General features: G+C 35.0%; 29 protein-coding genes and 1 riboswitch. Of the genes, 6 read left to right on the plus strand and 23 right to left on the minus strand.

Features of this window, described 5'->3' with window-relative positions; all coding sequences use genetic code 11:
* Nucleotides 1-106: 106 nt before the first annotated feature.
* From J2Z80_RS09440 to nifH, 8 genes are read right to left on the minus strand one after another with little or no spacing between them, the layout of a single operon-like run.
* The gene (locus J2Z80_RS09440) at nucleotides 107-1,459 is read right to left on the minus strand and encodes a nitrogenase component 1 (RefSeq protein WP_209454164.1); all 1,353 of its coding nucleotides are present in this window, start codon (nucleotides 1,457-1,459) and stop codon (nucleotides 107-109) included.
* Complete coding sequence (gene nifE, locus J2Z80_RS09445) at nucleotides 1,452-2,810, minus strand: nitrogenase iron-molybdenum cofactor biosynthesis protein NifE (RefSeq protein WP_209454165.1); 1,359 nt, start codon at nucleotides 2,808-2,810, stop codon at nucleotides 1,452-1,454. The genes J2Z80_RS09440 and nifE overlap by 8 nt, the downstream gene beginning before the upstream one ends.
* 55 nt (nucleotides 2,811-2,865) lie before the next feature.
* On the minus strand, nucleotides 2,866-3,234 hold the full coding sequence (locus J2Z80_RS09450; RefSeq protein ID WP_015311971.1) for a P-II family nitrogen regulator: 369 nt from the start codon (nucleotides 3,232-3,234) through the stop codon (nucleotides 2,866-2,868).
* A 12-nt stretch (nucleotides 3,235-3,246) separates the two neighbouring features.
* Nucleotides 3,247-3,564 (minus strand): P-II family nitrogen regulator, encoded by a 318-nt coding sequence (locus J2Z80_RS09455; protein ID WP_015311972.1) that lies wholly within the window; start codon nucleotides 3,562-3,564, stop codon nucleotides 3,247-3,249.
* A 14-nt stretch (nucleotides 3,565-3,578) separates the two neighbouring features.
* The gene (locus J2Z80_RS09460) at nucleotides 3,579-3,917 is read right to left on the minus strand and encodes a HesB/IscA family protein (protein WP_209454166.1); all 339 of its coding nucleotides are present in this window, start codon (nucleotides 3,915-3,917) and stop codon (nucleotides 3,579-3,581) included.
* A 19-nt stretch (nucleotides 3,918-3,936) separates the two neighbouring features.
* Nucleotides 3,937-5,283, minus strand: a complete 1,347-nt coding sequence (locus J2Z80_RS09465) for a nitrogenase component 1 (protein ID WP_245301256.1) — start codon at nucleotides 5,281-5,283, stop codon at nucleotides 3,937-3,939.
* 17 nt (nucleotides 5,284-5,300) lie between these two features.
* Nucleotides 5,301-6,908, minus strand: coding sequence for a nitrogenase molybdenum-iron protein alpha chain (nifD, locus tag J2Z80_RS09470; RefSeq protein ID WP_209454168.1), 1,608 nt, complete (start codon nucleotides 6,906-6,908; stop codon nucleotides 5,301-5,303).
* A 19-nt stretch (nucleotides 6,909-6,927) separates the two neighbouring features.
* On the minus strand, nucleotides 6,928-7,746 hold the full coding sequence (gene nifH, locus J2Z80_RS09475) for a nitrogenase iron protein (protein ID WP_209454169.1): 819 nt from the start codon (nucleotides 7,744-7,746) through the stop codon (nucleotides 6,928-6,930).
* A 561-nt stretch (nucleotides 7,747-8,307) separates the two neighbouring features.
* Between nifH and J2Z80_RS09480 the strand changes: the two genes are divergently transcribed.
* The 4 genes from J2Z80_RS09480 to J2Z80_RS09495 are packed head-to-tail and all read left to right on the plus strand — an operon-like array spanning nucleotide 8,308 to nucleotide 11,046.
* Nucleotides 8,308-9,129, plus strand: coding sequence for a radical SAM protein (locus J2Z80_RS09480; protein ID WP_209454170.1), 822 nt, complete (start codon nucleotides 8,308-8,310; stop codon nucleotides 9,127-9,129).
* Nucleotides 9,129-9,464 (plus strand): NifB/NifX family molybdenum-iron cluster-binding protein, encoded by a 336-nt coding sequence (locus J2Z80_RS09485; protein WP_245301257.1) that lies wholly within the window; start codon nucleotides 9,129-9,131, stop codon nucleotides 9,462-9,464. Before J2Z80_RS09480 ends, J2Z80_RS09485 begins: the two co-directional genes overlap by 1 nt.
* Complete coding sequence (gene modA / locus J2Z80_RS09490) at nucleotides 9,464-10,252, plus strand: molybdate ABC transporter substrate-binding protein (protein ID WP_209454172.1); 789 nt, start codon at nucleotides 9,464-9,466, stop codon at nucleotides 10,250-10,252. The genes J2Z80_RS09485 and modA overlap by 1 nt, the downstream gene beginning before the upstream one ends.
* Nucleotides 10,253-10,272: 20 nt before the next feature.
* Complete coding sequence (locus tag J2Z80_RS09495; protein ID WP_209454173.1) at nucleotides 10,273-11,046, plus strand: ABC transporter permease; 774 nt, start codon at nucleotides 10,273-10,275, stop codon at nucleotides 11,044-11,046.
* A gap of 70 nt (nucleotides 11,047-11,116) precedes the next feature.
* Here J2Z80_RS09495 and J2Z80_RS15005 read toward each other — a convergent pair whose 3' ends face one another.
* From J2Z80_RS15005 to J2Z80_RS09535, 8 genes are all read right to left on the minus strand, one after another.
* Entirely contained in the window at nucleotides 11,117-11,374 is a 258-nt protein-coding gene (locus tag J2Z80_RS15005) for a type II toxin-antitoxin system RelE/ParE family toxin (protein WP_192403231.1), read from the minus strand.
* Nucleotides 11,352-11,594, minus strand: coding sequence for a hypothetical protein (locus tag J2Z80_RS09505; protein WP_209454174.1), 243 nt, complete (start codon nucleotides 11,592-11,594; stop codon nucleotides 11,352-11,354). The genes J2Z80_RS15005 and J2Z80_RS09505 overlap by 23 nt, the downstream gene beginning before the upstream one ends.
* A 114-nt stretch (nucleotides 11,595-11,708) precedes the next feature.
* The gene (gene thiE / locus J2Z80_RS09510; protein ID WP_209454175.1) at nucleotides 11,709-12,338 is read right to left on the minus strand and encodes a thiamine phosphate synthase; all 630 of its coding nucleotides are present in this window, start codon (nucleotides 12,336-12,338) and stop codon (nucleotides 11,709-11,711) included.
* 2 nt (nucleotides 12,339-12,340) lie between these two features.
* Nucleotides 12,341-13,141 carry a hydroxyethylthiazole kinase gene (gene thiM, locus J2Z80_RS09515; RefSeq protein WP_209454176.1) on the minus strand — a complete coding sequence of 267 codons (801 nt, stop codon included), beginning with the start codon at nucleotides 13,139-13,141 and terminating at the stop codon, nucleotides 12,341-12,343.
* Entirely contained in the window at nucleotides 13,134-14,315 is a 1,182-nt protein-coding gene (gene cytX, locus J2Z80_RS09520) for a putative hydroxymethylpyrimidine transporter CytX (RefSeq protein WP_209454177.1), read from the minus strand. Before cytX ends, thiM begins: the two co-directional genes overlap by 8 nt.
* On the minus strand, nucleotides 14,305-15,114 hold the full coding sequence (thiD, locus tag J2Z80_RS09525; protein ID WP_209454178.1) for a bifunctional hydroxymethylpyrimidine kinase/phosphomethylpyrimidine kinase: 810 nt from the start codon (nucleotides 15,112-15,114) through the stop codon (nucleotides 14,305-14,307). Before thiD ends, cytX begins: the two co-directional genes overlap by 11 nt.
* 66 nt (nucleotides 15,115-15,180) lie before the next feature.
* A riboswitch (TPP riboswitch) is annotated at nucleotides 15,181-15,296 on the minus strand.
* Nucleotides 15,297-15,345: 49 nt separating this feature from the next.
* Nucleotides 15,346-17,079 (minus strand): ABC transporter ATP-binding protein, encoded by a 1,734-nt coding sequence (locus J2Z80_RS09530; RefSeq protein ID WP_209454179.1) that lies wholly within the window; start codon nucleotides 17,077-17,079, stop codon nucleotides 15,346-15,348.
* A gap of 40 nt (nucleotides 17,080-17,119) precedes the next feature.
* Complete coding sequence (locus J2Z80_RS09535; RefSeq protein WP_209454180.1) at nucleotides 17,120-17,671, minus strand: flavin reductase family protein; 552 nt, start codon at nucleotides 17,669-17,671, stop codon at nucleotides 17,120-17,122.
* Between the two features lie 476 nt (nucleotides 17,672-18,147).
* Between J2Z80_RS09535 and J2Z80_RS09540 the strand changes: the two genes are divergently transcribed.
* Nucleotides 18,148-19,044 (plus strand): acetamidase/formamidase family protein, encoded by an 897-nt coding sequence (locus J2Z80_RS09540; protein WP_209454181.1) that lies wholly within the window; start codon nucleotides 18,148-18,150, stop codon nucleotides 19,042-19,044.
* 4 nt (nucleotides 19,045-19,048) lie between these two features.
* Here J2Z80_RS09540 and J2Z80_RS09545 read toward each other — a convergent pair whose 3' ends face one another.
* The 6 genes from J2Z80_RS09545 to J2Z80_RS09570 all read right to left on the minus strand — a co-directional run bounded on the left by J2Z80_RS09545 (nucleotide 19,049) and on the right by J2Z80_RS09570 (nucleotide 24,384).
* Nucleotides 19,049-19,960, minus strand: a complete 912-nt coding sequence (locus J2Z80_RS09545; RefSeq protein WP_349292593.1) for a DMT family transporter — start codon at nucleotides 19,958-19,960, stop codon at nucleotides 19,049-19,051.
* A 65-nt stretch (nucleotides 19,961-20,025) separates the two neighbouring features.
* Nucleotides 20,026-21,477, minus strand: a complete 1,452-nt coding sequence (locus J2Z80_RS09550) for a sensor histidine kinase (protein WP_209454183.1) — start codon at nucleotides 21,475-21,477, stop codon at nucleotides 20,026-20,028.
* Nucleotides 21,474-22,169, minus strand: a complete 696-nt coding sequence (locus J2Z80_RS09555; RefSeq protein WP_209454184.1) for a response regulator transcription factor — start codon at nucleotides 22,167-22,169, stop codon at nucleotides 21,474-21,476. Before J2Z80_RS09555 ends, J2Z80_RS09550 begins: the two co-directional genes overlap by 4 nt.
* Complete coding sequence (locus tag J2Z80_RS09560) at nucleotides 22,162-22,935, minus strand: lantibiotic immunity ABC transporter MutG family permease subunit (RefSeq protein WP_209454192.1); 774 nt, start codon at nucleotides 22,933-22,935, stop codon at nucleotides 22,162-22,164. The genes J2Z80_RS09555 and J2Z80_RS09560 overlap by 8 nt, the downstream gene beginning before the upstream one ends.
* Complete coding sequence (locus J2Z80_RS09565; protein WP_209454185.1) at nucleotides 22,935-23,693, minus strand: lantibiotic immunity ABC transporter MutE/EpiE family permease subunit; 759 nt, start codon at nucleotides 23,691-23,693, stop codon at nucleotides 22,935-22,937. Before J2Z80_RS09565 ends, J2Z80_RS09560 begins: the two co-directional genes overlap by 1 nt.
* Entirely contained in the window at nucleotides 23,686-24,384 is a 699-nt protein-coding gene (locus J2Z80_RS09570) for a lantibiotic protection ABC transporter ATP-binding protein (protein ID WP_209454186.1), read from the minus strand. Before J2Z80_RS09570 ends, J2Z80_RS09565 begins: the two co-directional genes overlap by 8 nt.
* 163 nt (nucleotides 24,385-24,547) lie before the next feature.
* On the opposite strand from J2Z80_RS09570, the gene J2Z80_RS09575 reads away from it, so the two are divergent.
* Nucleotides 24,548-25,036 carry a ferritin-like domain-containing protein gene (locus J2Z80_RS09575; protein WP_209454187.1) on the plus strand — a complete coding sequence of 163 codons (489 nt, stop codon included), beginning with the start codon at nucleotides 24,548-24,550 and terminating at the stop codon, nucleotides 25,034-25,036.
* A gap of 334 nt (nucleotides 25,037-25,370) precedes the next feature.
* Here J2Z80_RS09575 and J2Z80_RS09580 read toward each other — a convergent pair whose 3' ends face one another.
* Complete coding sequence (locus J2Z80_RS09580) at nucleotides 25,371-25,931, minus strand: Uma2 family endonuclease (protein ID WP_209454188.1); 561 nt, start codon at nucleotides 25,929-25,931, stop codon at nucleotides 25,371-25,373.
* Nucleotides 25,932-26,271: the final 340 nt, after the last annotated feature.

Genomic DNA, 26,271 nt, shown 5'->3' on the forward strand with positions numbered 1-26,271 from the left:
AATATATAATTTACTCTTTTAACTTATTAAAATTATACATCTATTTATTGATTAAGTCAATATATAGATGTACTCTTTTTAAGTGATATAGAATTAATACTGCTCCTTACATTGCCTTATAATATTTTTCATACATATCCTTCCTGTACGTCTTATATTTATTTTCCAACAATGTGTTTGTAATCATATCAAGAAAATTTAATGTTCCAGTGTAACCTACAGATAATATTCTCTGTCCCCCGACTCTATCTAGTATAGGAAATCCTATGCGTACAAGCGGTATACCACCTTTTTCGGTTAGATATTTTCCGTCAGATGGACCTATGGCGATATTTACTTCCTTTTCTTCTGATAATTTTAATATGTGACTAAAATCAGTTTCATCAACAATTGTAATGTCATCATTTAGGGGATTATCTTCACTGGCAATTAATTCTTTTAATTTTTGTGTCTTACTTCCGGTCGCAATTAAAAGAGGATGTATCCCATTTTCCATACATGTAGTAAATACAGAATACACCATTTCAGGATCTCCAAAGATAGTGCATCTTCCTACAAAATTGTATTTGTGCGAATCTATCATTCCGTCAATAAGTCTACCTCTTTCCATTTCTATAGATTTTGGTATTGGATTACCTGTAATTTCCTTTAACAATTTCAAAAACGCATCTGTGTTTCTTAATCCTATTGGTATCGGCACTTTATAAAGCGGTACATCAAATCTATCTTGAAGATATTTACCCGGTGTTTCTTCATAATTTATACCTATTTCAATTGTTGCAATAGATCCTCCCATAGACATTATGTCAGATATTTTTGTGCCACCATCAGGGATTTTTTTGTAAGGGAAATTAAAAGGACTATCCAACGTATCAGAATAATCAGGAAATAGAATGTACGGTATTTTCATAAGTTCAAGAAGTCTCTTTATTTCTCTTAAATCTGCTGTGCTTATATTTGGTACAATTACGTTTATTCTGTCATGTCTTTCTTTGTCTGTCGAAAGCTCTTCAACTATTCTGTATGATGTTTTTACAAATCCTTCACTGTGTGTTCCACCATATCCAGGCGTTGGTGCCGTTATTATTGGTATACTTATATTTCTCGATGTTTTATACTCTGACTTTATTCTGTCTATATCTTCACCTATTGTTTCTGCAAGGCATGTCGTAAGTATCCCAATGCAGTTCGGATTGTACACTCTAATCACATTATCGAGAGCTTTAATAAGGTTTTTCTCGCCACCGTACACCGTTCCCTTCTCGTTCAGCGATGATGATGCAACGTCAATTGGCTCATGGTAGTGTTCGGCGATGTGTCTTCTCATGTATGTTGCACAGCCCTGTGAACCGTGCAACAACACCATAGATTTTTCGATTCCCCTAAATGCAATTATACCGCCTAAAGGCATACACATATTACATGGATTTTCATTTACGCTTTTATACGTTTCATACACATTTGTTCACCCCATCTTTCACATATTTCCATACCGGCGAACATGCTGTTGTATAGACTTCTTCAGCAAAATTGATTGCGCCTTCATAGCCGCTTAAGGGGTGTTTTCTGTCGTGATTGTGATCGATAAATGCGATACCCATCTTGTATGATAGAAATCTCTCCTTAACACCGCCGGCTAGAATGTCTGCTCCCTTTTCAACCATAAATTTTTCAAGTTCTGATGGGTTTGCATCATCCAGTATGACAGTGCCATAATCTGCTATTTCTTCAATCTTTTCGTATTCATCCTTTTGTCCATTTTGTGTACCAATTACTACTACATCTATCCCCAGTTCTCTAAACTGCTTAATAAGCGATATTGCCTTGAATCCGCCCCCAACAAAAATAGCAGCCTTCTTGCCCTTTAAATATCTTTTATATTTTTCTATTATAGGTTTTGCCATTTTAGTTTTCTCTTCTATTAGTTTTTCTGTTTTTAACATAACATCCTTATCATTAAAAAATGCTGCAATTTTCCTTAGAGAATTTGAAGTATCTTCAATACCTAAAAATGATACTTTCATATACGGTATATCGAAAGTTTCTTCAAACTTCTTTGCAAGATACGTCATAGAGCCTGCGCATTGAACGATATTTAAACTGGAAGCTGTTGCTTTTTTCAATGATTCAAAATTTGAATCACCAGTAAATATTGTATTCACTTTTAGACCCATTTGATTAAGGTATCCTTTTATTATCCATGCTTCACCTGCAAGATTAAAATCACCCATGTAGTTTATACTTAAAGGTTCCTTTTTTAATACAGGAAATTCTTTAATTAGGTCTAAAAGCGAATTGCAGGCAGCTTTATAACCTGCAGCTTTATTTCCGACGAAACCGCTGGATTCTACAGGCACAACATATATATTGTATTTCTTTGATGATTCTTTGCACACAGCTTTTATGTCATCGCCAATTACGCCGGCAATACATGTTGAATATACGAAAATAAGCTTTGGCTTATATTTTTCGTATATTTCATCTATGCACTTAGATAGCTTTTCTTCTCCTCCAAAAATTACATCACTTTCTTTTAAATCAGATGAAAAGCTATTTCTGAAAAGCTCTGAGCCGCTTGACAGACTTCCCCTTATGTCCCACGTATAACTGGCACAGCCGATAGGACCGTGGACTAGATGTACAGCATCTTCTATAGGATTTAATACGACTCTCGCACCACTGTATACACATGCTCTCTGACTTACACTGCCTGCAACACTATCAGTATTACATATAAATTCTTTCTTATGATGTTTTCCCTTCATCTTTATAAATTTCTCTCTTTCAGGTATGTCAAGTCTGAGTTCCATAATACCACCACCTTTTTAAAATAGAGAAGCCTTTAAAAAGGCTTCTCTATAAATTTTATTTTATTGCACTTAAACCAATTTCAGATGTCCTTATGCGAATTGCATCAGTAATTGGCAAAACGAAAATTTTTCCATCCCCTGGATAGCCTGTATTATTTGTCTTTATTATAGTTTCAACAATTTTAGGAACATCAGCATCATCTGCAACAATCGAAATCAATCTTTTTGGAATAAACCTTACATCTACGTCTGCCTCATCCAACATAAATTCATCCATCACTGGATCAACTTCACCAATGAATCCTTTCTGCTTGCCTCTGCCACTTACACTCAGTATTGACATAGGTGAAAAGCCAAGTCCATCCAGAGCCGTTTTTGTTTCATGAAGTTTCTGTCTCCTGATGATTGCTACAATCTCCTTCATAAGTAATCCTCCTCATAACTCTTTATTGCCAGTTCTAATTGTGTATGCTTCATCTACTTCACTTATAAATATCTTGCCATCACCTATGTTTCCTGTTCGAGCATTACTTTCTATTAGATTAACTATCTTTGATACATCTTCATCTTTTGCTACAATCATAAGCAAAATTTTTGGTAATTCATCATATACAATAGGACCTACTTGTATTCCCTTTTGTTTACCACGCCCAAATATGTGCATTTTCGTCATGGAGCTGTATCCATTTTTATCAAGAGCCTCAACAACTTGCTTCTCTTTTTCTGGCCTTATTATGGCACGTACCATTTTCATATGATTATCCCCTTTCAATTAATATAATCACAATCGCTATATCTAGCACAAGTTGAACACAAAGCATTAAAATTATGTGGCATATTTATGAAAAATCTATTGTACTTGTTATCATACTCAATTACGCTGTATTTTAGGTAATTAAGATCTGATTTATCAATATAGATATACACATCATCATACTCTAAGATTTCATCATTTTCATTAAAATTATCAGCAACCGCAAAACCAGCTAGAAATCCTTCCTCTGTTGGAACTGTATATATTCTCAAACCTGTAGCTTCATTTTTATTAGGTAAATTATTTAAAATTTTCCTGATCTGTGATAATGCCTCATCTGACAGCTTAACCATAATATTCACCTCTTGATATCTACATTATAAGCTCCAGAAGATGTTCTGGCGATTTAGCATCCTTGTAATCAAGAAGAGTGTTTCCTGTTCTTTCAACAAGCCATGCTGTCCCTCTATATCCTACAATTGGGAAATGTTGAAGATTTGCTCTGTCTAGAATTGGGAAGCCAACTCTTAAAAGGGGCAGATCGTACTCTTTTGCAAGATATTTTCCATGGCTATTGCCAAATAGCATATCAACAGGTTTTTTATCAAGTTGCTCTTTTAGATACCATAAATCGCTATCTGATGAAACATATGCATCTGGAACCATAGATTTTACTGTTTTTTCCCATTCACTGCTGTAAGTCCCTGTTAAAGCATACAAAACATTTATCCCTAAATCATTTGCATATCCAACTATAGCTTCAACAATATCAGGATCTCCAAATACTGCAGCTTTCTTATTGTACCAATGGGCGTGTGCATCCAGCATCATATCAACAAGCCTTCCTCGTTCTTCTTCAAGTTCGTAAGGTATAGGCTTACCTGTTATTTCACTTAACTTCATGATAAATTTGTCTACATTACTTATGCCAATAGGCAGTGGAAGTACCTCATACGGTACATCGTACATTTCTTTTAAAGATTCTGCAGGTTCAATTCCTGCTTCTCTGCCTAGAACTATAGTAGATATCGAATTTCCCATGTCTTCTATTTCGGATATGGTGGTGCCTCCCTTTTGATACAGGTGTATCTCGCCTGTCATAGGTGCATCTAACACATCAGAGATATCTGGTAGAATGATTGCATCAATCCCCATTATTTTCAATATTCTCTTTATTTCCCGCAAATCACCAGGGCTTAATAATCCAGGAATAATGTTTATTTTCCCATTTGGTGAGCTTTTTTGGGCAAAAGTCTCTACGGCTGATTTAACCATGTTAGAAAAACCTGTCACATGGGAGCCTACGTAGCTTGGTGTACTGGCTGTAAATACTTTGACATCTTCTGGTATATCGCCGCTTGCTCGCATCTCATTTATTGTGCCAGGAACATCATCACCGATAGTTTCCGCTGAACATGTTGTGGATATTCCGATTACTTTTGGTTTGTAAATGCTTAATATATTTCGTATCGCCTGCTTTAGGTTTCCTACACCCCCAAAAACAACTTGTGCTTCTGAAAAAGAGCTTGTTGTTGTCGGTATAAATTCTCTGAAGTGGCGAGTAAGCTGCATCCTTAAATACGATGTACAACCCTGTGAACCGTGGCTATGTGGCATGCATTGGTGTATACCAAGGCACGCCCAAACAGCTCCAAGTGGCTGACACGTTTTTAGAGGATTTACCGTAAGGTATTTGCGTTCAGTAGTATTGCATTCCATTTTTGATTCTCCTTTCGCTATTTTTTCCACGGTGGAGTCACCTCTTTCCAAATAGGATTATTTATAGCCATATCCATATCCCTTGCAAAATTTACAGCACCTTCAAATGAACTGTAAGGCCCACTGTAGTCATATGAATGTATCTGTCTTGAAGGAACCCCCATCTTTTGAAATACATATCTGTCTTTAATACCTGATAAAAATATATCAGGCTTCAAAGCTTTTATAAGCTCTTCAGTCTCGTGATGATTAAAATCATCAATGACGATGGAGCCTTCATCCATGTGAACCATCATTCCTTCATAATTCATAAAATGATCCGGCATCTTATTCTTCATTTCTTCTATTTTCTCCTGAGGATATGCTGGTTCTGTCACTCTTTCAAAATGATATGTGTCAAGTATCTTGTGATGTGGTGCTTCTTTTATCTCAGGTATTATCTTACGTCCTTCGTAATCATCCCGATGGGCAAATTCATAGCCTGCAACAATTGTCTCCATGCCGATGTCTTTCAGCAAGTCTTGATAATGGTGTGCACGAGAACCTCCCACAAAAAGTATTGCTCTCTTGCCTTTAAGCCTTTCCTTATAATAGTCAAGCCTAGGCTTTATTTTCATAAGCTCTTCTTCAATAACTTTTTCAGTGTTTTCGTATATCATTGGATCGTCAAAGAATTTAGCCATTTCCCTTAATGATTCTATCGTGGAAGTTATGCCTATATAATTTACTTTAAGCCATGGAACTCCAAATTTTTCTTCCATCATGCGGTTTGTGTAGTTTATAGATCTGTGGCACATCAATATTGAAAGTTTTGCCCTATGAGCCTTTGCAAGATCATCGTATTTTGAGTCGCCTGTAAATACACTTACAACGCGATATCCTATCTTTTGAAGCAGATCTTTTACTAACCACACATCACCACCAATATTGTATTCGCCGAATATGTTGATATCATACGGCGTCGGGTCTTCAAGTTCCTCTGTCCCAACTATATCCATTATAAGGGTATTGCTGGCAAGATGATGACCGGCAGATTGGCTGACACCTTTATAACCTTCGCAGCTTACAGTAATTACTTTTATGCCCAGCTCTTCTTCGGCCCTTTTGGCGACAGCTTTTATGTCATCACCAATAAGTCCCACAGGACATGTAGCGTATATGCCTACAACTTTTGGTTTAAAGATTTCATACGCTTCTTTTATGGCGCCATAAAGCTTTTTCTCACCGCCGAAAACTACATCTTTTTCCTGCATATTAGTAGAAAAGCAATTTTTTATGAAATAGTTATAGCCTTCTTCTGGCTCTGCAAGATTTCTCCTTGTATTCCATGTGTAGTATCCACATCCAATTGGTCCATGTGTCAAATGAAGAATGTCCTTTACAGGTCCAAAAACGACACCCTTTGCGCCTGCATAACTACATCCCCTGTTTGTCATAATTCCTGGGATCGTAGCAAGATCTGCCATTATATGTTGCTCCTCGCTTGGATCTATCACTACAAGGTGCGTTTTTCTCTCTTTTTTAACCTTCTTAGGATAAGATTCTGTAATATCTTCAATCAATTTTTTGTTTTTTTCAACTAGACTTTCCATCATATCATCTTGAGCATGATTTCTTTCGATCATTTATAGACCTCCTTTCAAATTAATCCATAAGTCCATATTCTATGAGGAGTTTTTCAAGTTCATCTGTTGGCATTGGATTTGGTACCACAAACATGTCATTTTCATCAATTCTTTTCGCAAGCTCTCTATACACATCTGCCTGTGGTGCCTGTGGATCATAATCAATGACAGTCTTTTTATTTATCTCAGCCCTCTGGACGATATTGTCCCTTGGGACAAAGTATACAAGCTGTGTCCCTAGTTTTTTACAAAATGCCTTTAGTAGTTCTTCTTCGTTGTCAACTTTTCTAGAATTGCAAATAATACCGCCTAACCTCACTCCTCCTTGATTTGCATATTTTCTAATTCCCTTGCAGATGTTGTTTGCAGCATACATCGCCATCATCTCACCACTAGCCACTATATATATTTCTTTTGCTTTGCCTTCACGAATAGGCATTGCAAAACCACCACAAACGACATCACCAAGGACGTCATAAAAGACATAATCAAGGTCGTCTTCATAAGCTCCTAAGTTTTCCAGCATATTTATCGATGTGATGATACCACGCCCTGCACAGCCAACGCCTGGCTCAGGGCCGCCTGATTCTACGCATTTTGTATTGCCATAGCCAGAACGCATAATATCGTCAAGTTCTATGTCTTCACCTTCATCCCTTATAGTGTCAAGAACTGTTTTCTGATTTAATCCATGAAGCAAAAGCCTTGTTGAATCTGCTTTTGGGTCGCATCCAACTACCATGACTTTTTTACCCATTTCTGACAATGCTGCAACAGTGTTTTGTGTCGTTGTTGATTTTCCAATACCACCTTTACCATAAATAGCTACTTGTCTCATCGTTAAAAACCTCCTTAAATTTTTCAATATCTTTATATTTTTTATTAGTATCTAGATAAAAATTACAATAACGCCAAAATCATCACCCCCTAACAAAATAACGCCATGCATATATACAGTGAAAATATATATACATGGCTCCATTGCCAAAACAAAAAGCACTTTTCATTTTTAGAAAAGCGCCTTTGCTTATTACAATATTATAAATTTAATATTCATTTTTATTTAAGTCATGAACTAAATTATAGCTGTCTTTTGGGATAAAGCAAAATAGATATGTCAAATAAAATTATGTAGTAAGAAAGTTTAGCAAAAATTTATTGTTGTTAACAATGATATCAGTATTTTTATTAAATGTCAAGCAAAAAATTTTAATACTTTACAAAAATAAAGTATTGACATTAAAAATATACTATGCTATTATATTTTCAATAATTTTCATAAATAAAAAAATAAAAGACGAAGAAGTCTTTAGCCATTTGGTTAAAGACTTTTTTAGGCACTGGAGCCTTTAATCAGTCGGTTAAAGGCTCCAAAATTTTTTATAAGGAGAGGATGAAAATGAATAAAGAATTTAATACGGTAGGTTTTGGACACCCATGTTTTAATCCTGATGCGACTTTATATCACGGCAGGGTGCATCTGCCTGTAGCACCTAAGTGCAATATAAAGTGCAAATACTGCGACAGAAAGACAGGGTGCGTAAATGAAAACAGACCCGGCGTAACAACTAAAGTTATGGATCCGTATGAAGCAATATTATATGCTAAAAAGATGTTAAAAAGAGAGCCTCGCATTTCTGTCATAGGAATAGCAGGCCCCGGCGACCCACTTTACAACGATGAGACATTCTTAACTTTTAAATTGATTTCCTTAGAATTTAAAGACATGATCAAATGCTTAAGCACAAATGGACTGCTTTTAAGCGATAAGCTACCTCTTCTAATAAACTGCGGTGTAAGTACAATCACAGTGACAATAAATGCTATAGATCCTAACATAGGTAAAGAAATATACGATTATGCAATTTATAAAGATAATACGTACAGAGGAATAGATGCAGCAAAATTGCTTATAGAAAAACAGCTAGAAGGCATAGAAGCTGCTTGTGATAACGGATTACTTGTGAAGGTCAATACTGTCTTGATACCTGGCATAAACGATAAGCACATAGATGATATAGCAAAAAAAATAAAGGAACTTGGTGTGTACATCATGAACATAATGCCGCTTATTCCACAAGCTGAATTTTCACATTTAAAAGCTCCCAAGTGCAATGAACTTGAAAAAGTGAGGCTTCAAAATTCAAAAATTATAAGTCAGATGTACCACTGCAGGCAGTGCAGAGCTGATGCGGCAGGACTTTTAGGTGATGACATATGATGCATAGAATTGCTATCGCATCAAGAGATGGCAAAATGGTTAACGAACATTTTGGACATGCAAGAAGATTTATCATCGTCGATTTATATGATGATGGAAATTACATTGTCCGTGAAGTCAGAGAATGTATAAATGCATGTGGAGGCGATGATTTTAACGACAGAATGAATATTGTAATAGAAAAAATCAAAGATTGCGAGGCAGTCTTCGTATGCATGATAGGAAATGCAGCCATAATGCGGCTCAAAGAAAGAGGAATCAAAGCATACGTAAACCCCAGCTTTATAGAAGATGTGCTTAAAGATTATTTGATAAATTTTGAGGGTGATAAATAATGAAGGATCAAAAAATAATTTGGCTTCTAATGTCTATCTTTTTAATCATTATAATGATAACAGGATGCGATATAAACGCCAGTGAAAGCAGCAATAAATCCTTGACAGTTTTTGTTGCTGCAAGCTTAAAAGATTCTATGAATACAGTTGTCAAGCAGTTTGAAAGATTAAATCCAGGTGTAAAAATAATCTTAAATTCTGCTGGAAGCCAGACATTGAGGACGCAAATAGAACAAGGAGCATACGCTGACATATTTATTTCTGCTGATGAAAGAAACATGACGCCACTTTACAGCGAAAAACTTGTTGAGAAACCTAAAACATTATTATATAACAAGCTTACTGTCATTGCATATAAAGACAGCAGTGTAAATAGCTTTATGGATATAAAAAACTCCGGCGTGAAATTAGCTCTTGCAGATGAATCTGTCCCTGCAGGTAAATATGCGCTTGATATGCTGTCAAAAATCGATGCTGACTATAAAGGGTTCAAGGAAGCAACACTTAAAAATGTCGTCACAAAAGAAGTAACTGTCACAGATGTTGCACAAAAGGTTGCAATGGGTGAAGCAGACGCTGGCATTGTTTATGTAACTGATGCAAAGCCCTTTTTGGATAAAATAAAAATTATTAACATACCTGATAAATACAATGTCATTGCAACATATCCTGCTGCTATCGTTAAAAATACTAAATACAAGACTTTATCTTCAAAATTTTTAGATTTTCTATTAAATGGAGATGGAAAGAAAATACTAAAGGATTACGGATTTATAATGAAAGGATAATTATTAAAGAGGTGTTTCAAATGGCGTATATTTATTTAACTACATCAATTTTAATTTTTTTCTTATTAATACCTTTTATTTCGCTAATAATTAAAACTCCTTTAAATATAATAGTAGCTGAAATCACATCTTGTCCTGCAATCAATGCACTACTCCTTAGTATCATATCATCCAGTGTGACCGTCGTCATTACATTTTTATTTGGAACACCTCTTGCATACTGTATTGCATTTAAAAAAGGAAAAATATCTACATTTGCCGAATACCTTGTAGACATACCTGCAGTTTTACCTCCTGCAGTTGCAGGAATTGCCCTTTTGATGGCATTTGGTAGAGAAGGCATCATAGGAAAATTCTTAAGTTCAATAGGCATACAAATATCATTTACAGTAATAGCCGTAATATTAGCACAGATTTTCATATCATCCACATACTACATCAAAGCAGCTTATTCTTCGTTTATGGCTGTTGATAGAACAATTTGGGAAGAATCACAATTAATTGGTGTTAACGATTTTAAATTGATGACAGCCATATACATACCGATAACAAAGAGATTTCTCATAACTGGATTGATAAGCACATGGGCAAGAGCTATTGGCGAATTCGGAGCAACTATCATCTTCGCAGGCAATCTAGAGGGAAAGACGAGAACAATGCCACTAGCCATATACACTGCAATGCAAAGTGACTTAAATTACGCTTTAAGCCTTTCTGTTATAATGGTTTTATGCTCTTTTATCATAATCTACCTTTGCAGGTTTTTGATAAAAAAAGATGTTGACAGAAGCTGAAAGATTTTAATAAATATCTACTGGTATAACCGATGGTTTTCTTTCCACATATACCTTACATTTTTAGCTATTATATTTTCTTATATATATCACCACGATTACCAATTGCAAGTACACGAATTAGCGATTGGTTTTCATCAATTTCAAATATAATTCTATAATCTCCAACTCTTATTCTTTGCATTGGTTCGTATCCCTTAAGTGGTAATATCTCACCCTCAGGTAATTTATATATTGCTTTTAATAATCTTTCCTTTTGATTCTTTGGTTGACTTAATATGAATTTTGATGCCTTTTTAGATACTTCAATCTTGTAAGTCTTTTTCACTCAATCCAGCCTCCTTTAAAATTTCTTCAAAGGAGACATATTCACCTTTTTTTTGTTCTTGTTCAGCTTCTTTAATTAATTGCATATCGTAATCGTCTATTTCTTTTTCAGAATCCTCTAAAATCTCTTTTATGTTAATCAGTATATTTATTACTTTTGCCATTTTATTATCGGGCAACTGGTCAATTATTCTATGAGCTTTTTCTTTTAATGCACTCATTTTTACCACCACCATTTTAGTATTCTTTCTTTTAATTATTATAACACTTTTCTAGTTCAAAAAAAGGTATATACAAAAAAGCACATCCTATTTGCAAGAATGTGCTTTTCGTACCTACTTTGATATAGCCTCTTTTAAGCGCCTTGTGGCAAAACCTACATCATCTGACGCCATTATCTCTGATACGACGGATATTCCATCGACGCCTGTCCTCATTACATCTGGTGCATTGCTGTATTTTATGCCTCCAATGGCGACAACAGGAATCTTTACTGCCTCTTTTATTTTTTTTAAATTCAAAAGCCCTATTGCTTCGCCTATGTCTTTCTTTGTACCTGTGTAGAATACAGCACCTGCTCCTATGTAGTCAGCACCATCTCTTTCTGCCTCTACGGCTTCATCTACGCATCCAGCAGATATGCCAATTATCTTATTATCGCCCATGATCTTTCTTGCAATGCTGCATGGCAAATCTTCTTGACCTAGATGAACTCCATCTGCATCAACAGACAGTGCTATATCGATTCTGTCATTTATTATAAATGGAACGTTGTATTTTGCTGCAATATCTTTTAATCTTACAGCAATCTCATAAAATTCCTTCGATGAAATATCCTTTTCCCTAAGCTGCAGCATAGTAACGCCGTTTTTTAATGATTCTTCTACGGCATCGTAAAAATCTCTACCAGCCTTCAAAAGGTTTCTGTCAGTAACCAAATAAAGAGATACATCAAAATCTTTCATTCTTATGCCTCCAATACTTCAATATCAGCGTATTTCCTTATCATGTCAGAGTCTATAAGGTACAGATAATCTATGAATTTTGCCCTGAATGTTCCAGGTAAATTGCACTCTTTCTCAGCCAACTCACCAGATATATTCATAGCAAGAAGAGCTGCCAATGACGATATCACTTTGTCATCGCTGCAAGCTGATGTGGCCGCTATTATTGCGCCTAAAGTACATCCCGCACCTGTTATCTTTGTAAATAAATGCGTACCATTTTTAACTTTTACTACTCTTTTTCCATCGCTTATATAGTCTTCTTTTCCTGTCGACACGACAACCGTATTTGTTAACTTTGCAAGTTTTACACAAGAGTCAACATTTCCGCTATCATCAAGGGAGTCTACACCTTTCACATTTGCACTTTCACCTGATAGAGCCTTTATTTCTCCGCCGTTTCCCTTAATAATGCTTATTTCTCCTATTTTCAAAAGCATATTTACAAAGTCAACCCTGCTTTTTATGGCAGCACATCCTACAGGATCTAAGACAACTGGTTTTTTGTGGTCTTTTGCTGATATTACAGAATTGATTATTGTCTCTTTAGTCTCATTATTTATAGTGCCTATATTTACATACAAAGCATTTGAAATTGCTGTAAAATCATACGCTTCATCAGGCGACATCACCATTGCAGGAGATGCCCCAATACTGAGTAAAGCATTGGCATTGTCGTTAATGACAACGTAGTTTGTTATAGCGTGGACAAGCGGCACTTCTTTTTTTAATCTTTCTAAAACCTTTATTGCTTCTTCAACCATAAATTTTCTCCTCTCTTCTATGCACAGATTTCATCAATGGATAAATTACAGCAGTCAAAATAATCGTTCCTATAGTTGGCGTTATAAACCATTTCGATAAATTTGTACCAAAATACGTAAGATAATTGTAGAATATCGTACCTACTGCAAAAGAAATCGTGGCAGGCACATTTAAGAAGCTATCGCTTTTGCTTCTCATCAAAAAGAAATCTTCAAATACAACCGTATATGCGGGAATAAATACACTTCCTATGGCGTACAAAAAGTTTTGGTAATTATCCATTGGGAACAAATATGCAGCAATAAGCCCCACAATGGAATATATAATAAGCAGACTTTTTCTGCTTAATTTAGCTTTTACAATAGAAAGTGTTGAAACGGCGGCGGAATACACATCCATAAAAGTCGTTGTAACCGTCGACAAAAGTATAATAAGAAGCGGTACAATTCCCGTTTTTATTGATGCAAAATATGAGATTATGTCTTTTCCGCCTGTTTTCAAAGCCACATAAAGTCCTATAAAATACATGAAGCAGCTTGCTATGAAATATCCCGCAAATGTATATATAAAGCTGGACTTTCCATCCTTAGCATTTATGGTGTAATCTCCTACCAATGGAAGCCATGATACAGGCATGGCAACGGCAAGCTCTACTGCACCACTGAAGCTCATGTCTCCCGTTACTGTCGCTATTTTCCCTCCTTTTAAAAACACAACTACGAAAATAGTCAGGATAAACAGAAGCATAACAGCAATATTGTTTATCCAGTAAGCTTCACTATCAAAGAATAATGTCCATACCAAAACAGATACGCCTACAATAAAAATCCCTAAAGAAGTAGACATACCAATAGCACCATTGAATGCCTTTGAAGATTGTATTATCATGACAGCCGTCCAGCCAACTAATTGAAGCACGTTTAAAAAACCTATAAATACCATGCCTTTTTCGCCTAAAACACCTTTCGTGGACTCTATTGCAGGCTCTTTAACCTTATAAGACATGAGCCCTCCTAAAGCAAAAAACAAAGTGCCGATTATGTGACCCAATAATATGCTTAGAATACCTTTAGTTAAGCCTAATGGTGCAAAATAAGAACCTGTATAAACCTCTGCAATCGATATGGCCGCACCTGCCCATATCAAAAATAACGTCGAGTTCTTAATCTTCATAGTCTATACCTGCCTTCTTATAAAGATCTACTAAATGTCCTACAGGTCCTACTCCTTTACCTATCTCAAGAGAATTTTTAATAGCCTCTGTTATATAGCTTTTTGCGCCTATAACGGCATCTTTCAAGCTTAATCCTCTTCCAAGATATGAAGCTATTGCAGAAGAGTATGTACATCCTGTCCCATGTGTATTTTTGGTGTCAATCCTCTCCTGTGGTAAACTTAAAAATTCATTTCCATCGAAAAACACATCAGTAGCATTTTCTACTGAATGACCGCCTTTTACGACGACGGCTTTTACACCCATATCGATGATTTTCTTGGCAGCCTCCTTCATGTCTTCAATTCCCTCAATATTCATACCAGTAAGTTCACATGCCTCTGGTATATTTGGCGTTATTATGTCTGCCATAGGCAAAAGCTTTGTCTTCAATGCGTCTATGGCGTCTTCTTTTAGAAGGTAGTATCCGCTTTTTGATATCATTACAGGATCTAATACGACGTTTTTTGGATTCCATCTTCTAAGTGATGATGAAATAGCGTCAATGATTTCTTGGCTGGATACCATACCTATTTTCACAGCATCTACTTCTGTATCTTCAAATACGCAATCAATCTGCTTTTTGATGATATCTGCATCCATCTCCCTTACATCAAAAACTCCTACAGTATTCTGTGCCGTAACTGCCGTTATGACGCACATGCCGTATACACCAAGGGCGCAAAACGTTTTTAAATCTGCCTCTATGCCAGCTCCACCAATGCTGTCAGAGCCTGCAATTGTAAGTAACTTTCTCACATCGATTCCTCCTTTTTTATTTGCCATGAGGAAATACAAAATGAAAAAAGTGTGCCGGATAAGCACACTTAAAGTCCACTGTACTCCCTACGCCGGCATTATCCAGATCAGGTTATGGGTCATAGCAGAAATAGCTGCTAACTCTCAGCCGGGCTATCACCCCAGCTCCCCAGACAAAATATTAACTTTTATTTAATTTTAACACAAATTATCTGACTTGTACAGGATATTTCACTCTATCGTCCAATTTTCCTGCTGGTAGTTGTACAAATTATAATACACGCCCTTTCTCTTCATAAGCTCCTCATGTGTACCTTCTTCTTCTATTCCATTCTCAGTAAGTACGATTATACGCTTAGCATTTCTTATAGTTCCTAACCTGTGGGCGATTATGAGGGTAGTCCTGTTTTTCGATAGATTTTCAATAGACTGCTGGATAATCGATTCGCTTTTGTTATCAAGTGATGATGTTGCTTCATCAAGTATAAGTATCGGAGGATTTTTTAAAAACATCCTTGCAATAGATATTCTCTGCTTTTGTCCACCAGATAATTTAACGCCTCTTTCGCCAATGTACGTGTCATATCCATCTTTTAGCTCCATTATGAAGTCATGGGCGTTTGCAGCTTTGGCCGCATTGATTATTTCTTCGTCACTGGCATCTAATTTACCGTATGCGATGTTTTCTTTTATTGTGCCCGAAAACAAAAATACATCCTGCTGGACAATGCCTATATTTTCTCTAAGCGATGATAGCTTCACATCTCTTATATCTATACCGTCAATTTTTATGGAGCCTGCATCTATCTCGTAAAACCTCGGTATAAGGCTTAGAAGTGTGGTCTTACCTGCACCTGACGGCCCTACTATTGCCACCGTCTCTCCATGTTTTATCTTAAGATTGATTCCTGATAAGACTTCTCTTTTATTGTCGTAGCTGAATGTGACATTGTCAAACTCAATATCGCCTTTCACATTTTTTAACTCTATCGCACCTTTTTTATCTGCTATCTCTGGCTCTGTATCCATAAGCTCCACAAATCGCCTAAAACCAGCCATTCCCTGCTGGTACTGCTCTATAAACCGCAAAAGAACAGTCAAAGGCTGCAAAAACTGGCTTATGTATATTATGTATGCCACCAAGTCACCTGTATTTATAAGTCCTTTTGATATGAAGTAACCACCTGCTGCAAGAGTTATCACAACTGATATATTAGAAAGAAAATTTACACTAGAATCGAATATGCCAATATGCTTAACTGCTTTTGACCTTGCGCTTTTGTACATAGAGCTTTTATTGTCAAATTTTAATTTTTCGAATTTTTCCCTTACAAATGATTTGACGACCCTTATTCCCGTAATGCTTTCTTCCAATGTGGCATTCATCTGTGCCTGCGTTTCACGGACATTCTTCCATATAACTTCAAATTTATTGTTGTAAATATACATGTATATAAACATAAAAGGTATTATGGTAAATACAACCAGTGTCAGCCTCACATCAATTGTAAGCAAAAGTATGAATGTGCCTATTATCCTTATGATAGACAAAAAAAGGTCCTCTGGACCATGATGTGCTACTTCTGCTATCTCATTTAAGTCATTGACAACCCTTGACATTATATAACCTGTCTTTGTATTGTCATAATAGTTCATAGAAAGTTTCTGAAGATGTGAAAAAGCATCTTTTCTCATATCGTACTCTATGCTTACTCCCAACACGTGCCCGTAGTATCCAACTATGTATTCAAGTATCATCCTTCCAAAGTACATAATAGCCAATAGTATTGCAAACCTGTATATAAGGCTAAAATCTTTATTTGGTATAACATTGTTTATCACATTTCTTGTCACCATCGGAAATACCAGATCCGACGCTGATATGAAAAATGCACATACCATGTCAAGAATAAAAAGCCATATATGTGGCTTGTAATACGATGCAAACCTCTTTATAAGCCTCAAAAAAATCCCCCCGTTTATTTTAAACCCGATTGTTGCTTTTTCACACACCCTCAGGAATCCATTTTTCCATCATACTCCTGTAATTAAGCACCTTATCACTATCTACTGTAAAAGTACCATCGCCATTGGCATGAAATGTAGGTTTCCCTTTTTTATCTTGATCTAACCACAGGCGAATTCCTTCCAGTACAACAATCCCATGTTTCTCAATATAATCCTCAACCTTACACTCTATACAAGCAATACATTCATCTATAAGAGGTGCCTTTACACTTTTTGCAGGCAACGGTGTCAGTCCAAATTCCTTAAACTTATCAACTTCCGTACCTGATACCGTACCGATTCTTATGACTTTCTCAATCATATCAGCATCAGGTATTGCTATCACACATTCCTTCGTCTTCATCATCGTTGTAAATGAATGATTCCACGCTCCTGTTGATATTGCAATGTGTGGGGCAAAATCCATAACCATATGCCATGATATAGTCATTATATTGTTTTTGTCACCTTCCTTTGTCGTAACAAGTATAACCGGTCCCGGCTCAAGAAATGTAAATGCTTTTTTGATTGATATTTCTGTAAATGCCAATTTTATCATCTCCTGATAATGAGAGTATTGTAGAAAATTCTTGTTTTACTATATTATAGCATAATAAATATGCTAAATAAAAAATAGTACTACTACAATTAGTTTTACAAGAAACTTAGCAGAAAGCCTCGTTACTTGTAACAAGGATGAATGCTTATGTGTTCTTTTGACAACACTTGAAGTACTATTGCTGCAATAGTATAATGATTTTAAGGGATGTAGACTCCATGCCTTAAGCTATCGCTAATATCTCATAAGAGATATAGATAGTAAAGTCTGTTGAAAGAGGTCAGTACTTGTATGATGTAGAAGACACAATATGCAGATTAATCGTACAACGCATCTTGAGAGTACAAGAGAGGCCTTCAAGTAAACAGAACCTCCCTCACTTGTGGGAGAGAACAGTCAGTTGAATATTATAACTTTAAAATCTATAATGTGTTTGAATAGTTTACATAAAAAGGAGATGTTGGAATATGTATGAATTGGCAAACGAGAAGTGCATCTTTAGCTTTTCAAGACACAATGATCCTGTACTTTATGTAAACGATGGAGAGGAGGTGAAGATAGAAACTTTAGATTGTTTTTCATGCCAAATTAAAACAAATGATGACAAGTTAGAGACAATGGATTGGGATAAAGTAAATCCTGCAACAGGTCCAATCTATGTAAATGGTGCAGAAGAAGGCGACACACTTGAAGTGACAATCAAGAAAATCGAAATTGATGACAAAGGCGTCGTTGCAACAGGGAAAGATTTGGGAGTTTTAGGTCATATGATGAATGATCTATATTCAAAAGTAGTTGAAATAAATGATGGAAAAGTCATTTTTAATGAAAAGCTCTCACTCCCTGTAAAGCCCATGATAGGTGTAATAGGCGTCGCTCCAAAGGAAAGTGAGATAAACTGCGGCACGCCTGGTTCTCATGGAGGGAACATGGATACAACACTTATAGGAGAAGGCTCTAAGCTTTATTTGCCTGTATTTGTAGATGGTGCACTTTTCGCATTAGGAGATTTACATGCTGTAATGGGGGATGGAGAAATAGGCGTATCAGGCGTAGAAGTACGCGGCACCGTTACAGTTGGGCTTAGAGTTTTAAAAAACTTAAAGCTCAATAATCCACTTGTAAAGACAAATGAAGTAACAGCTACAATCGCATCGAACGAATCAATATCAAAAGCTATAGAAACAGCAGTAAAGGATATGGCAGAACTTTTTCAAAAAAACACTGACCTATCAATAGAAGAAATATCAACCCTTTTCAGTATATCTGGCAATGTCCAAATATCTCAAGTTGTTGACCCACTTAAGACAGCACGATTCTCAATGCCAAACTGGGTCTTGGAGACGTATGGGATAATATTTTAATTTGCTATATCTCTTCATCAGCATTTTTACTGCTAAATAAAGCTATATTGTCTTTCTGCACAATTAAAATTCCTATAAGTATTACGATTGTTCCGATTACAAGCTGGATAGTAATTTTTTCTGATAAAAATATTGCTGCAATTATGCTGGCTAGTATCGGCTTTGCAAAGAAAACCATAGATCCTACACCAGTATTTACACTCGATAAACCTAAGAAATAAGTGTAATATGCAATGCCTGTAACAAATACAGTTAAATACAGCATCTGCGGAATAGCCTTTAGCGGCAAACTAAAAACAGGATATTTGTTGTACAAAAGCAAAGGAATAAGAAGCAAACTTCCTATTATGAAGGAAAGTGAATTCATTACAACGCTGTCGTACTTAACAGTGAATTTCTTTCCCAATACTGTGTATACACCGTACATGATCGATGATAGAATGAGGAGTCCGATTCCAATAATATGGTTTCCACCTGAAACCATCTGTTTATAAAACACTATGATTAAACCTATTACACCCAGTATCAAACCATAAATTTTAGTGCGATTTAATTCTTCCTTTAACAAAATTGAAGCAGTGATCATTACAAAAAGAGGATTTGAGCTAAATATTACAGCAGAAAGACTGGCGGATGTCATGTTTATCCCTATCTGCAAAAATGACATGCTGAATACCACATTAGTAAGTCCTATTAACACTAATAGCATAAAATCTTGAAACGTTATGTGAAGATTTTTGCTTTTAATATTTTTTATGGCAATAGGCAGTAATATAAGTCCGCCTATAAAAAACCTGATGAAATTTATCTGAAGTGGATTTACAATGCCCGTCAGTGTTCTTCCTACAACCTCGTAAGTGCTGAAGAAAAGCACAGTTATAATAAGATAGATATAACCTCTATTCAATTTTGACACCTTCTTATGTAAATTTTACAATACACTTTTATTATATACCCCGTGTCAAGATTGTCGTTAAGGTTTTACACACTCTTTTCATATTTTAAATCAAACTTAATACAAGCACCACCGCCATCTCTATTATAAGCTTCTATTTTGCCGCCATGAGCCTCTACCAACTTCTTTGCAATGTAAAGTCCCAGACCGACGTGTCCATCTTCTGATGATCTTGACATATCTCCTCTGTAAAACCTTTCAAAAACATGTGTTAAGTCTTTCTTGCTGAATCCGCTGCCCGAATCACAAACTGTTATACTTATTTTATATTCATCGATATTACATTTTATCTTTATCATTCGTGATTTAGGCGTATATCTCACGCTGTTAATAACGATGTTATCCATTATCCTCTCAAACTTTTGAACATCAATATATACCATCGCTTTATCATGCCTTAGGTCTAAAATATCTAAATCGAAATTTAAACTTTTGTCTTTTGAAATTTGTTTATATTCATCTATTTTATGTGTCAAGAAATCTTTTATATTTATTTGACTAAAATTAAGATTGGCTGATGAATCATCTAATTCAGACATAAAAAGCATCATCTTCACAATCTTTATACATTTATCAGCGTTCTCAACAATCACATCTAAATACTTTTTAAATTTTAATTTGTCGTCTATACAATCATCAAACAATGATTCAGCGTATCCTCTGATTATTGAAATAGGTGTTTTCAAATCATGGGCAAGAGATTCCACCATTTCGTGCCTTTCCTGCTCTACTTTCCACTGGGTGATAAGAGAATTTTTTAATTCATCTTTCATATCATTAAATGCTGCACATAAACTACCAAGTTCATTATCCGCTTTATAATCAATATCAAAATTAAGATCTCTTTCTTTTATTTTTCTTGACGCTTCAATAATCAAATTTAAAGGCTTTCTTATATTTTTAGTAAATTCCATAGAAAAAAGTATTGTAAATAAAGCGATGTAAATAAACGGCGAAAATAGTATTATTATAAACAATGGCTCGTAAAAAAATTTGTCTGACTTGTTGATAAAATAAGGCGTTAATGTATATGACAACGAAACAGCGCCTTCTATCATACCTTGCTTATTTATTATCGGTATGACTTTATAATAGCTACCTTTTATACCAAATGTCGTATTTATAATTTTAAAAAGCTCGTCTCTATTCCTAATCAGCTTTTGACTGTCAGTGCCATATATTTTATCGCCATTTTGATTCATCACCTGATACTTAATACCTTCTTTTGGTATGATTTTGTCAATCTTGCTTTTATTATTAATATTTAATATATCAGCCCCATATCCTCTAATCTTGCTTTCAATTGAAGGAATCATCTTCTCATAGTAATTCGCCGGATAAACCTTTTTATACTGAATATTTAAAAACAACAAATATCCTATATAATACGTCACTATAGTTGCCAATATACTCAGTATCAATATAGAAATAAAAGATATAATAAACTGTGCCTTCAGTGGTTTATTTTTAAATATCATAAAAACTTCTCCCATTTATAACCTATTCCCCACACTGTCTTAATATATTCTGTATCAGGATCAAGGTTTTCAATTTTTGCTCTTATATTTTTAATATGCTCTGTAACTGTAGTAGTGTCGCCATCTGCATCAAACCCCCATACTTTTTCATATATCTGCTCTTTTGAGAATACTTGACCAGGATGAAGCGACAAAAGCTCTAAAACATCAAATTCTTTTTTTGTAAGCCCAATAGGATTCCCCTTCACCATCACTTCCCGCGACTTTAAATCTATAGTAATGTTCTTAAAATTTAATAAAGTCCTTTTTCCTTCTTCATTCAATAAAATTGCTCGTTTTTCCCTTCGTAAATGTGCATCAATCCTTGCTAACAATTCCTTTAAACTAAATGGTTTTACAACATAATCATCGCCACCTAAGGCAAAGCCCTTTATCCTGTCCATTTCGCTTTGCTTTGCACTTAAAAATACGATGGGACAAATTACAGTATCCCTTATCTTGCGGCAAACTTCATACCCATCAATATCAGGCATCATTATATCAAGCACTATAAGATCCGGCATTTCTTTAGCTTTTTCAATTCCTTCCTTGCCGTTATAAGCAGTCAGAACAATATTGCCCTTTCTTTCAAGCGAATCTTTCAACAAATCAACTATTTCTTTCTCATCATCAATAATTAATATTTTACTCATACATTTTCCTGCCTTCCCATCCCTTAAACCATATTATACCACCAACAATCATAAATATAAAAAACAATGAAGCAAAGATGAACCCACTGGCAATCTGATTAATCAATTCTCCCGACGATATTATTTTAGGCGGATATGTCATGCTTGATGTAAAAAGAAGATATGCACCAGGAAGTTCCGATAACCTCACAGGCCATGCCCATGGGATATAAGTCCATATACTATTGCCTAAGTTGGTAGACATAAGCGCAGCAACTAACATGCCAAAACCACCAACTCCAATTGATGCTCCCAATCCCCATGCAAAACTAATCCACATATATATAGACAATAATGATAATGCGCCGATTGATTCTAAGATAAAAGACGCTATATAGATGACCCACGGAAAATTCCCACGTAATATTTCAAATCCAATTCCAAAAATAACTATCGAAATCATCATACTTATCTGCATTGATAATGCTATAATTATGAATTTGCCAATGTATAAATTGCTCCTTTTAAAATTATTACAAAACAAGTTTATGAAACCTCCAGCGTTCTCCTCCTGATTTGCAGCCAAACCAAATAATAAGCCAGCCATAATCGGAACAAACAATGCTGTCCAGATTTCAAAAAAGGCTTGATGTATATAAAAATCAGATAAAGATCTTACTGATGAGTACCATAGAAGCGCAAATGAAAACAATACCGGAATCAAAAATGTAATATATCTTAAAGGCGTACGTTTAGTCTTTATTATTTCAGAATGCAATATCTTCATCAATTTAGATCTCTCCTTTGAAACCAAATCATAGTAAGAATTGAGAATATCAAAAACGCTAAAACCGATACGATAACGCCTATCGGGATTACCGATGGATCTCTTAAAGAGTCATTAATCTGTAATAATGTACCGTTAGGGTGAACACCTATTATTGGACACATAAGCCTTATTGGCCAGCTCCATGGAATATAGATCCAATATGATTTCGAAGCTCCAATCACACCGATAATAAGTCCTACAAACCCTAAAGCAATACTATAAAATGTTCCTTTCATAGTTGCCAGCCATAATTCCAAAGGAATAAGAGCAAGCGATGTAACCCATGTAAAAAATCCTCCTGCAATTATTTTAACCCAAGGAATATCTCCACCTGCCGTTATTGTCCCTGTCATAATAATAGCAATAATCAAAACCAATGTTGACAAAAATGTATAAAAGGCCATTATCAATATTTTGCCTATCCATATTTTGTGTAGAGGAACATTACGATTTTTTATACTTCGATATCCGCCAGATTTTTTCTCATGCAAAGCTACCAGCGATGCATAAAGTGCCAAGCCAATCGGTATAAAAATTACCGGCCACCAATTGTAAACCAAATCAATAAGAAGTTGCCATGGCATAAGATAATTTGCAGGCATAAATATCTTCTGTGGCAGTGCATACAGCACAAAAAACAGCGGCGCAAATATAATAAGTTTTCTCATAAATGTTCTTCTGTACTTTAAATTTTCCGATTTCAAGATACTAATCATTTTTTTCACCTCTCACTACATTAAAAAATAACTGTTCAATGTCTTGCTTTTCGTCTATTGTTCCTTGATATTTAAGCTTGCCATTGCTTATAATGCCTACTGTATCGACAAGCTTTGAAACCTCCGTCAAAATATGGCTTGATAATATTACTGTAATCCCCATTTTCTGAAAAGACTTTATTAATTCTCGAAGATTTTGTATGCCTATAGGATCTAAACCATTAGATGGCTCATCAAGTATTAACAAATCGGGACTTCCTAATAATGCTATGGCAATGCCTAATCTCTGTTTCATGCCTGTAGAAAATTGTGATACTAACTTTTTGCCTGTATCATTTAAACCTACAATTTTTAAAACTTTTTTAATCCTCTCATCATCAATTCCGATTAATCTTGCGTGAACTAAAAGATTCTCATACGCCGTCAAATTGCCATATAGTGCAGGTGCCTCAATAAGTGCGCCAATCCTATCAAGATGTTTTCTCCGCCATCTCTCTCCAAATACAAATATTTCTCCTGATGTTGGATGCAGTAGACCAGTTAACATCTTTAATGTAGTAGATTTACCGGCGCCATTAGGTCCAAGAAGCCCATATATAGATCCTTTGGGAACTTTTAATGAAATGTCATCTACAACTAAGTGTTTCCCGTAAGACTTTTTTAAATTTCTCGTTTCAAGTATATATTCCATAATATACCACCTTTCTCCCATCTTTTTGTTTGATGTTTGTATTATAAAACTAAATTATAAAGAATTTATAAAGAAATATTTTTTTCCTATTTAATTAATTAGCAAATAATGTTATAATATTATTAAAGAAAAATTATTATTTATTGATAATGGAGATGATTATATGAATCCTTTAAAGTATGCAATCAAAATGGAACTTGATGGTGTAGATTACTACAATAATCAAGCTGAATTAAATAAAGACAACGAACTTTACAATGTATTTAAAGAGATGGCAAAAGATGAAATGACACATGCAGAAATACTAAAAAACAAAATGAATGAAATTACATTTGAATTAAAAGATGATAGGGATTTAGAAAGGGCTAAAAATATATTTTTCAACGCAAAAAATTTTAAAACAAATATTAAAGACATACCGGGACAAATTGATGGATACAATCTAATCTTAGATAAAGAAAAAGAAAGCATAGATCTCTATAAAAATCTCTTAGATGACACCAATGATGAAGAAGAAAGGGAAATCTTTAAATACCTTATAAAACAGGAAGAAGAGCATTATAGTATAATCGAAGACATAATAACATTGTTGAATCACTCTAATGAATGGGTTGAATCCGCTGAGTTTGGAGTAAGAAAAGAAGAATATTAGTACATAAGGACAGGCCTTCACCTGTCCTATTTATTGCTTTTAATTGGATGTTTCTAAATTTGCAACTACATTTTGTGAATGCATTTCCCTGTATATCTTAATCCACTTCGTTACACAATCGATGCTTATAGCTACAGCTAATAGCAAAATTATTATCGAGAAAACTAAAGGCTTCGAAAAGTATTGAGAAGCTGCAACATTCTACCACAGAAAATAGCACCATCTATTAGGAATACCTACATACGTTCCTATGATGCCTATCATGCTGAATCTTTCAGCCAACGAAATAAGCATGTTTAATATAATTTCATCTCCAATTACGTCTAATTGATTTTTACATCGATATGTTTTTAAAATCTATCTTTAGATCTCCAAATATGCCAACTTTAATAATATCGTCAAAGCTGTACTGTTCTACATCACTGTATTCATCATTTTGATTCATTTTAAAAACTATAATGCTTTTTTTATATGGATTCACAATCCAGTATTCCTTTACACCTGAGTTTTGGTACAAATTCACTTTTACAACATAATCTCTTGACAAAGAAGATGGTGAGGCTATCTCTATTATCATATCAGGAGCACCATCACACCCTTTATCATTTAACTTTTTCTCATCACATACAATAGATATATCAGGTTGTACTCTGCTTACCTTATTATTCTTATCTTTTAGCCGGACGTCAAATGGCGCAGAATAAACCTTGCATCCTCCACCCTTTGAAGCAATATAATTATATATTAAAACTGACAATTGCATTGAAACTTCTTGATGTATTCTTGATGGCGGTGCCATCACATATATCTGTCCATCAATCAATTCAACTCTTTCATCTTCCGGCCAGTTTTCATAATCCTCTTCCGTACAATTATTTTTTATTATTTTACTCATATCTACATCACCTATTTTGATTATATCATAAGAAAAAATAGTCTAACATATCATGCCAAATCTCTCAGCCAATATCGTAAGCAGGTTTAACATAACTTCTGCCTCCCTCTATAATCTTTGATTTTCTTTTAATATCTCACTCATTCTCAGATTCTCACGATCTTCAAAGAAGCCCTCATGTATATCAATGCTATTTATTCATGAATTTTACATGTGATAGGTAACCCAAATAAGCTTCTGTTGTTTTTCCATATTTTGGCCTATGGATTCCACTTAAGCTCATGTGGCATACCCTCCCATGTCTCACAGGATCTTTGTCCTTAATTCCTTCGTTCTGCCT

It is taken from the genome of Thermoanaerobacterium butyriciformans (genome assembly GCF_017874545.1).
Classification (GTDB): domain Bacteria; phylum Bacillota; class Thermoanaerobacteria; order Thermoanaerobacterales; family Thermoanaerobacteraceae; genus Thermoanaerobacterium; species Thermoanaerobacterium butyriciformans.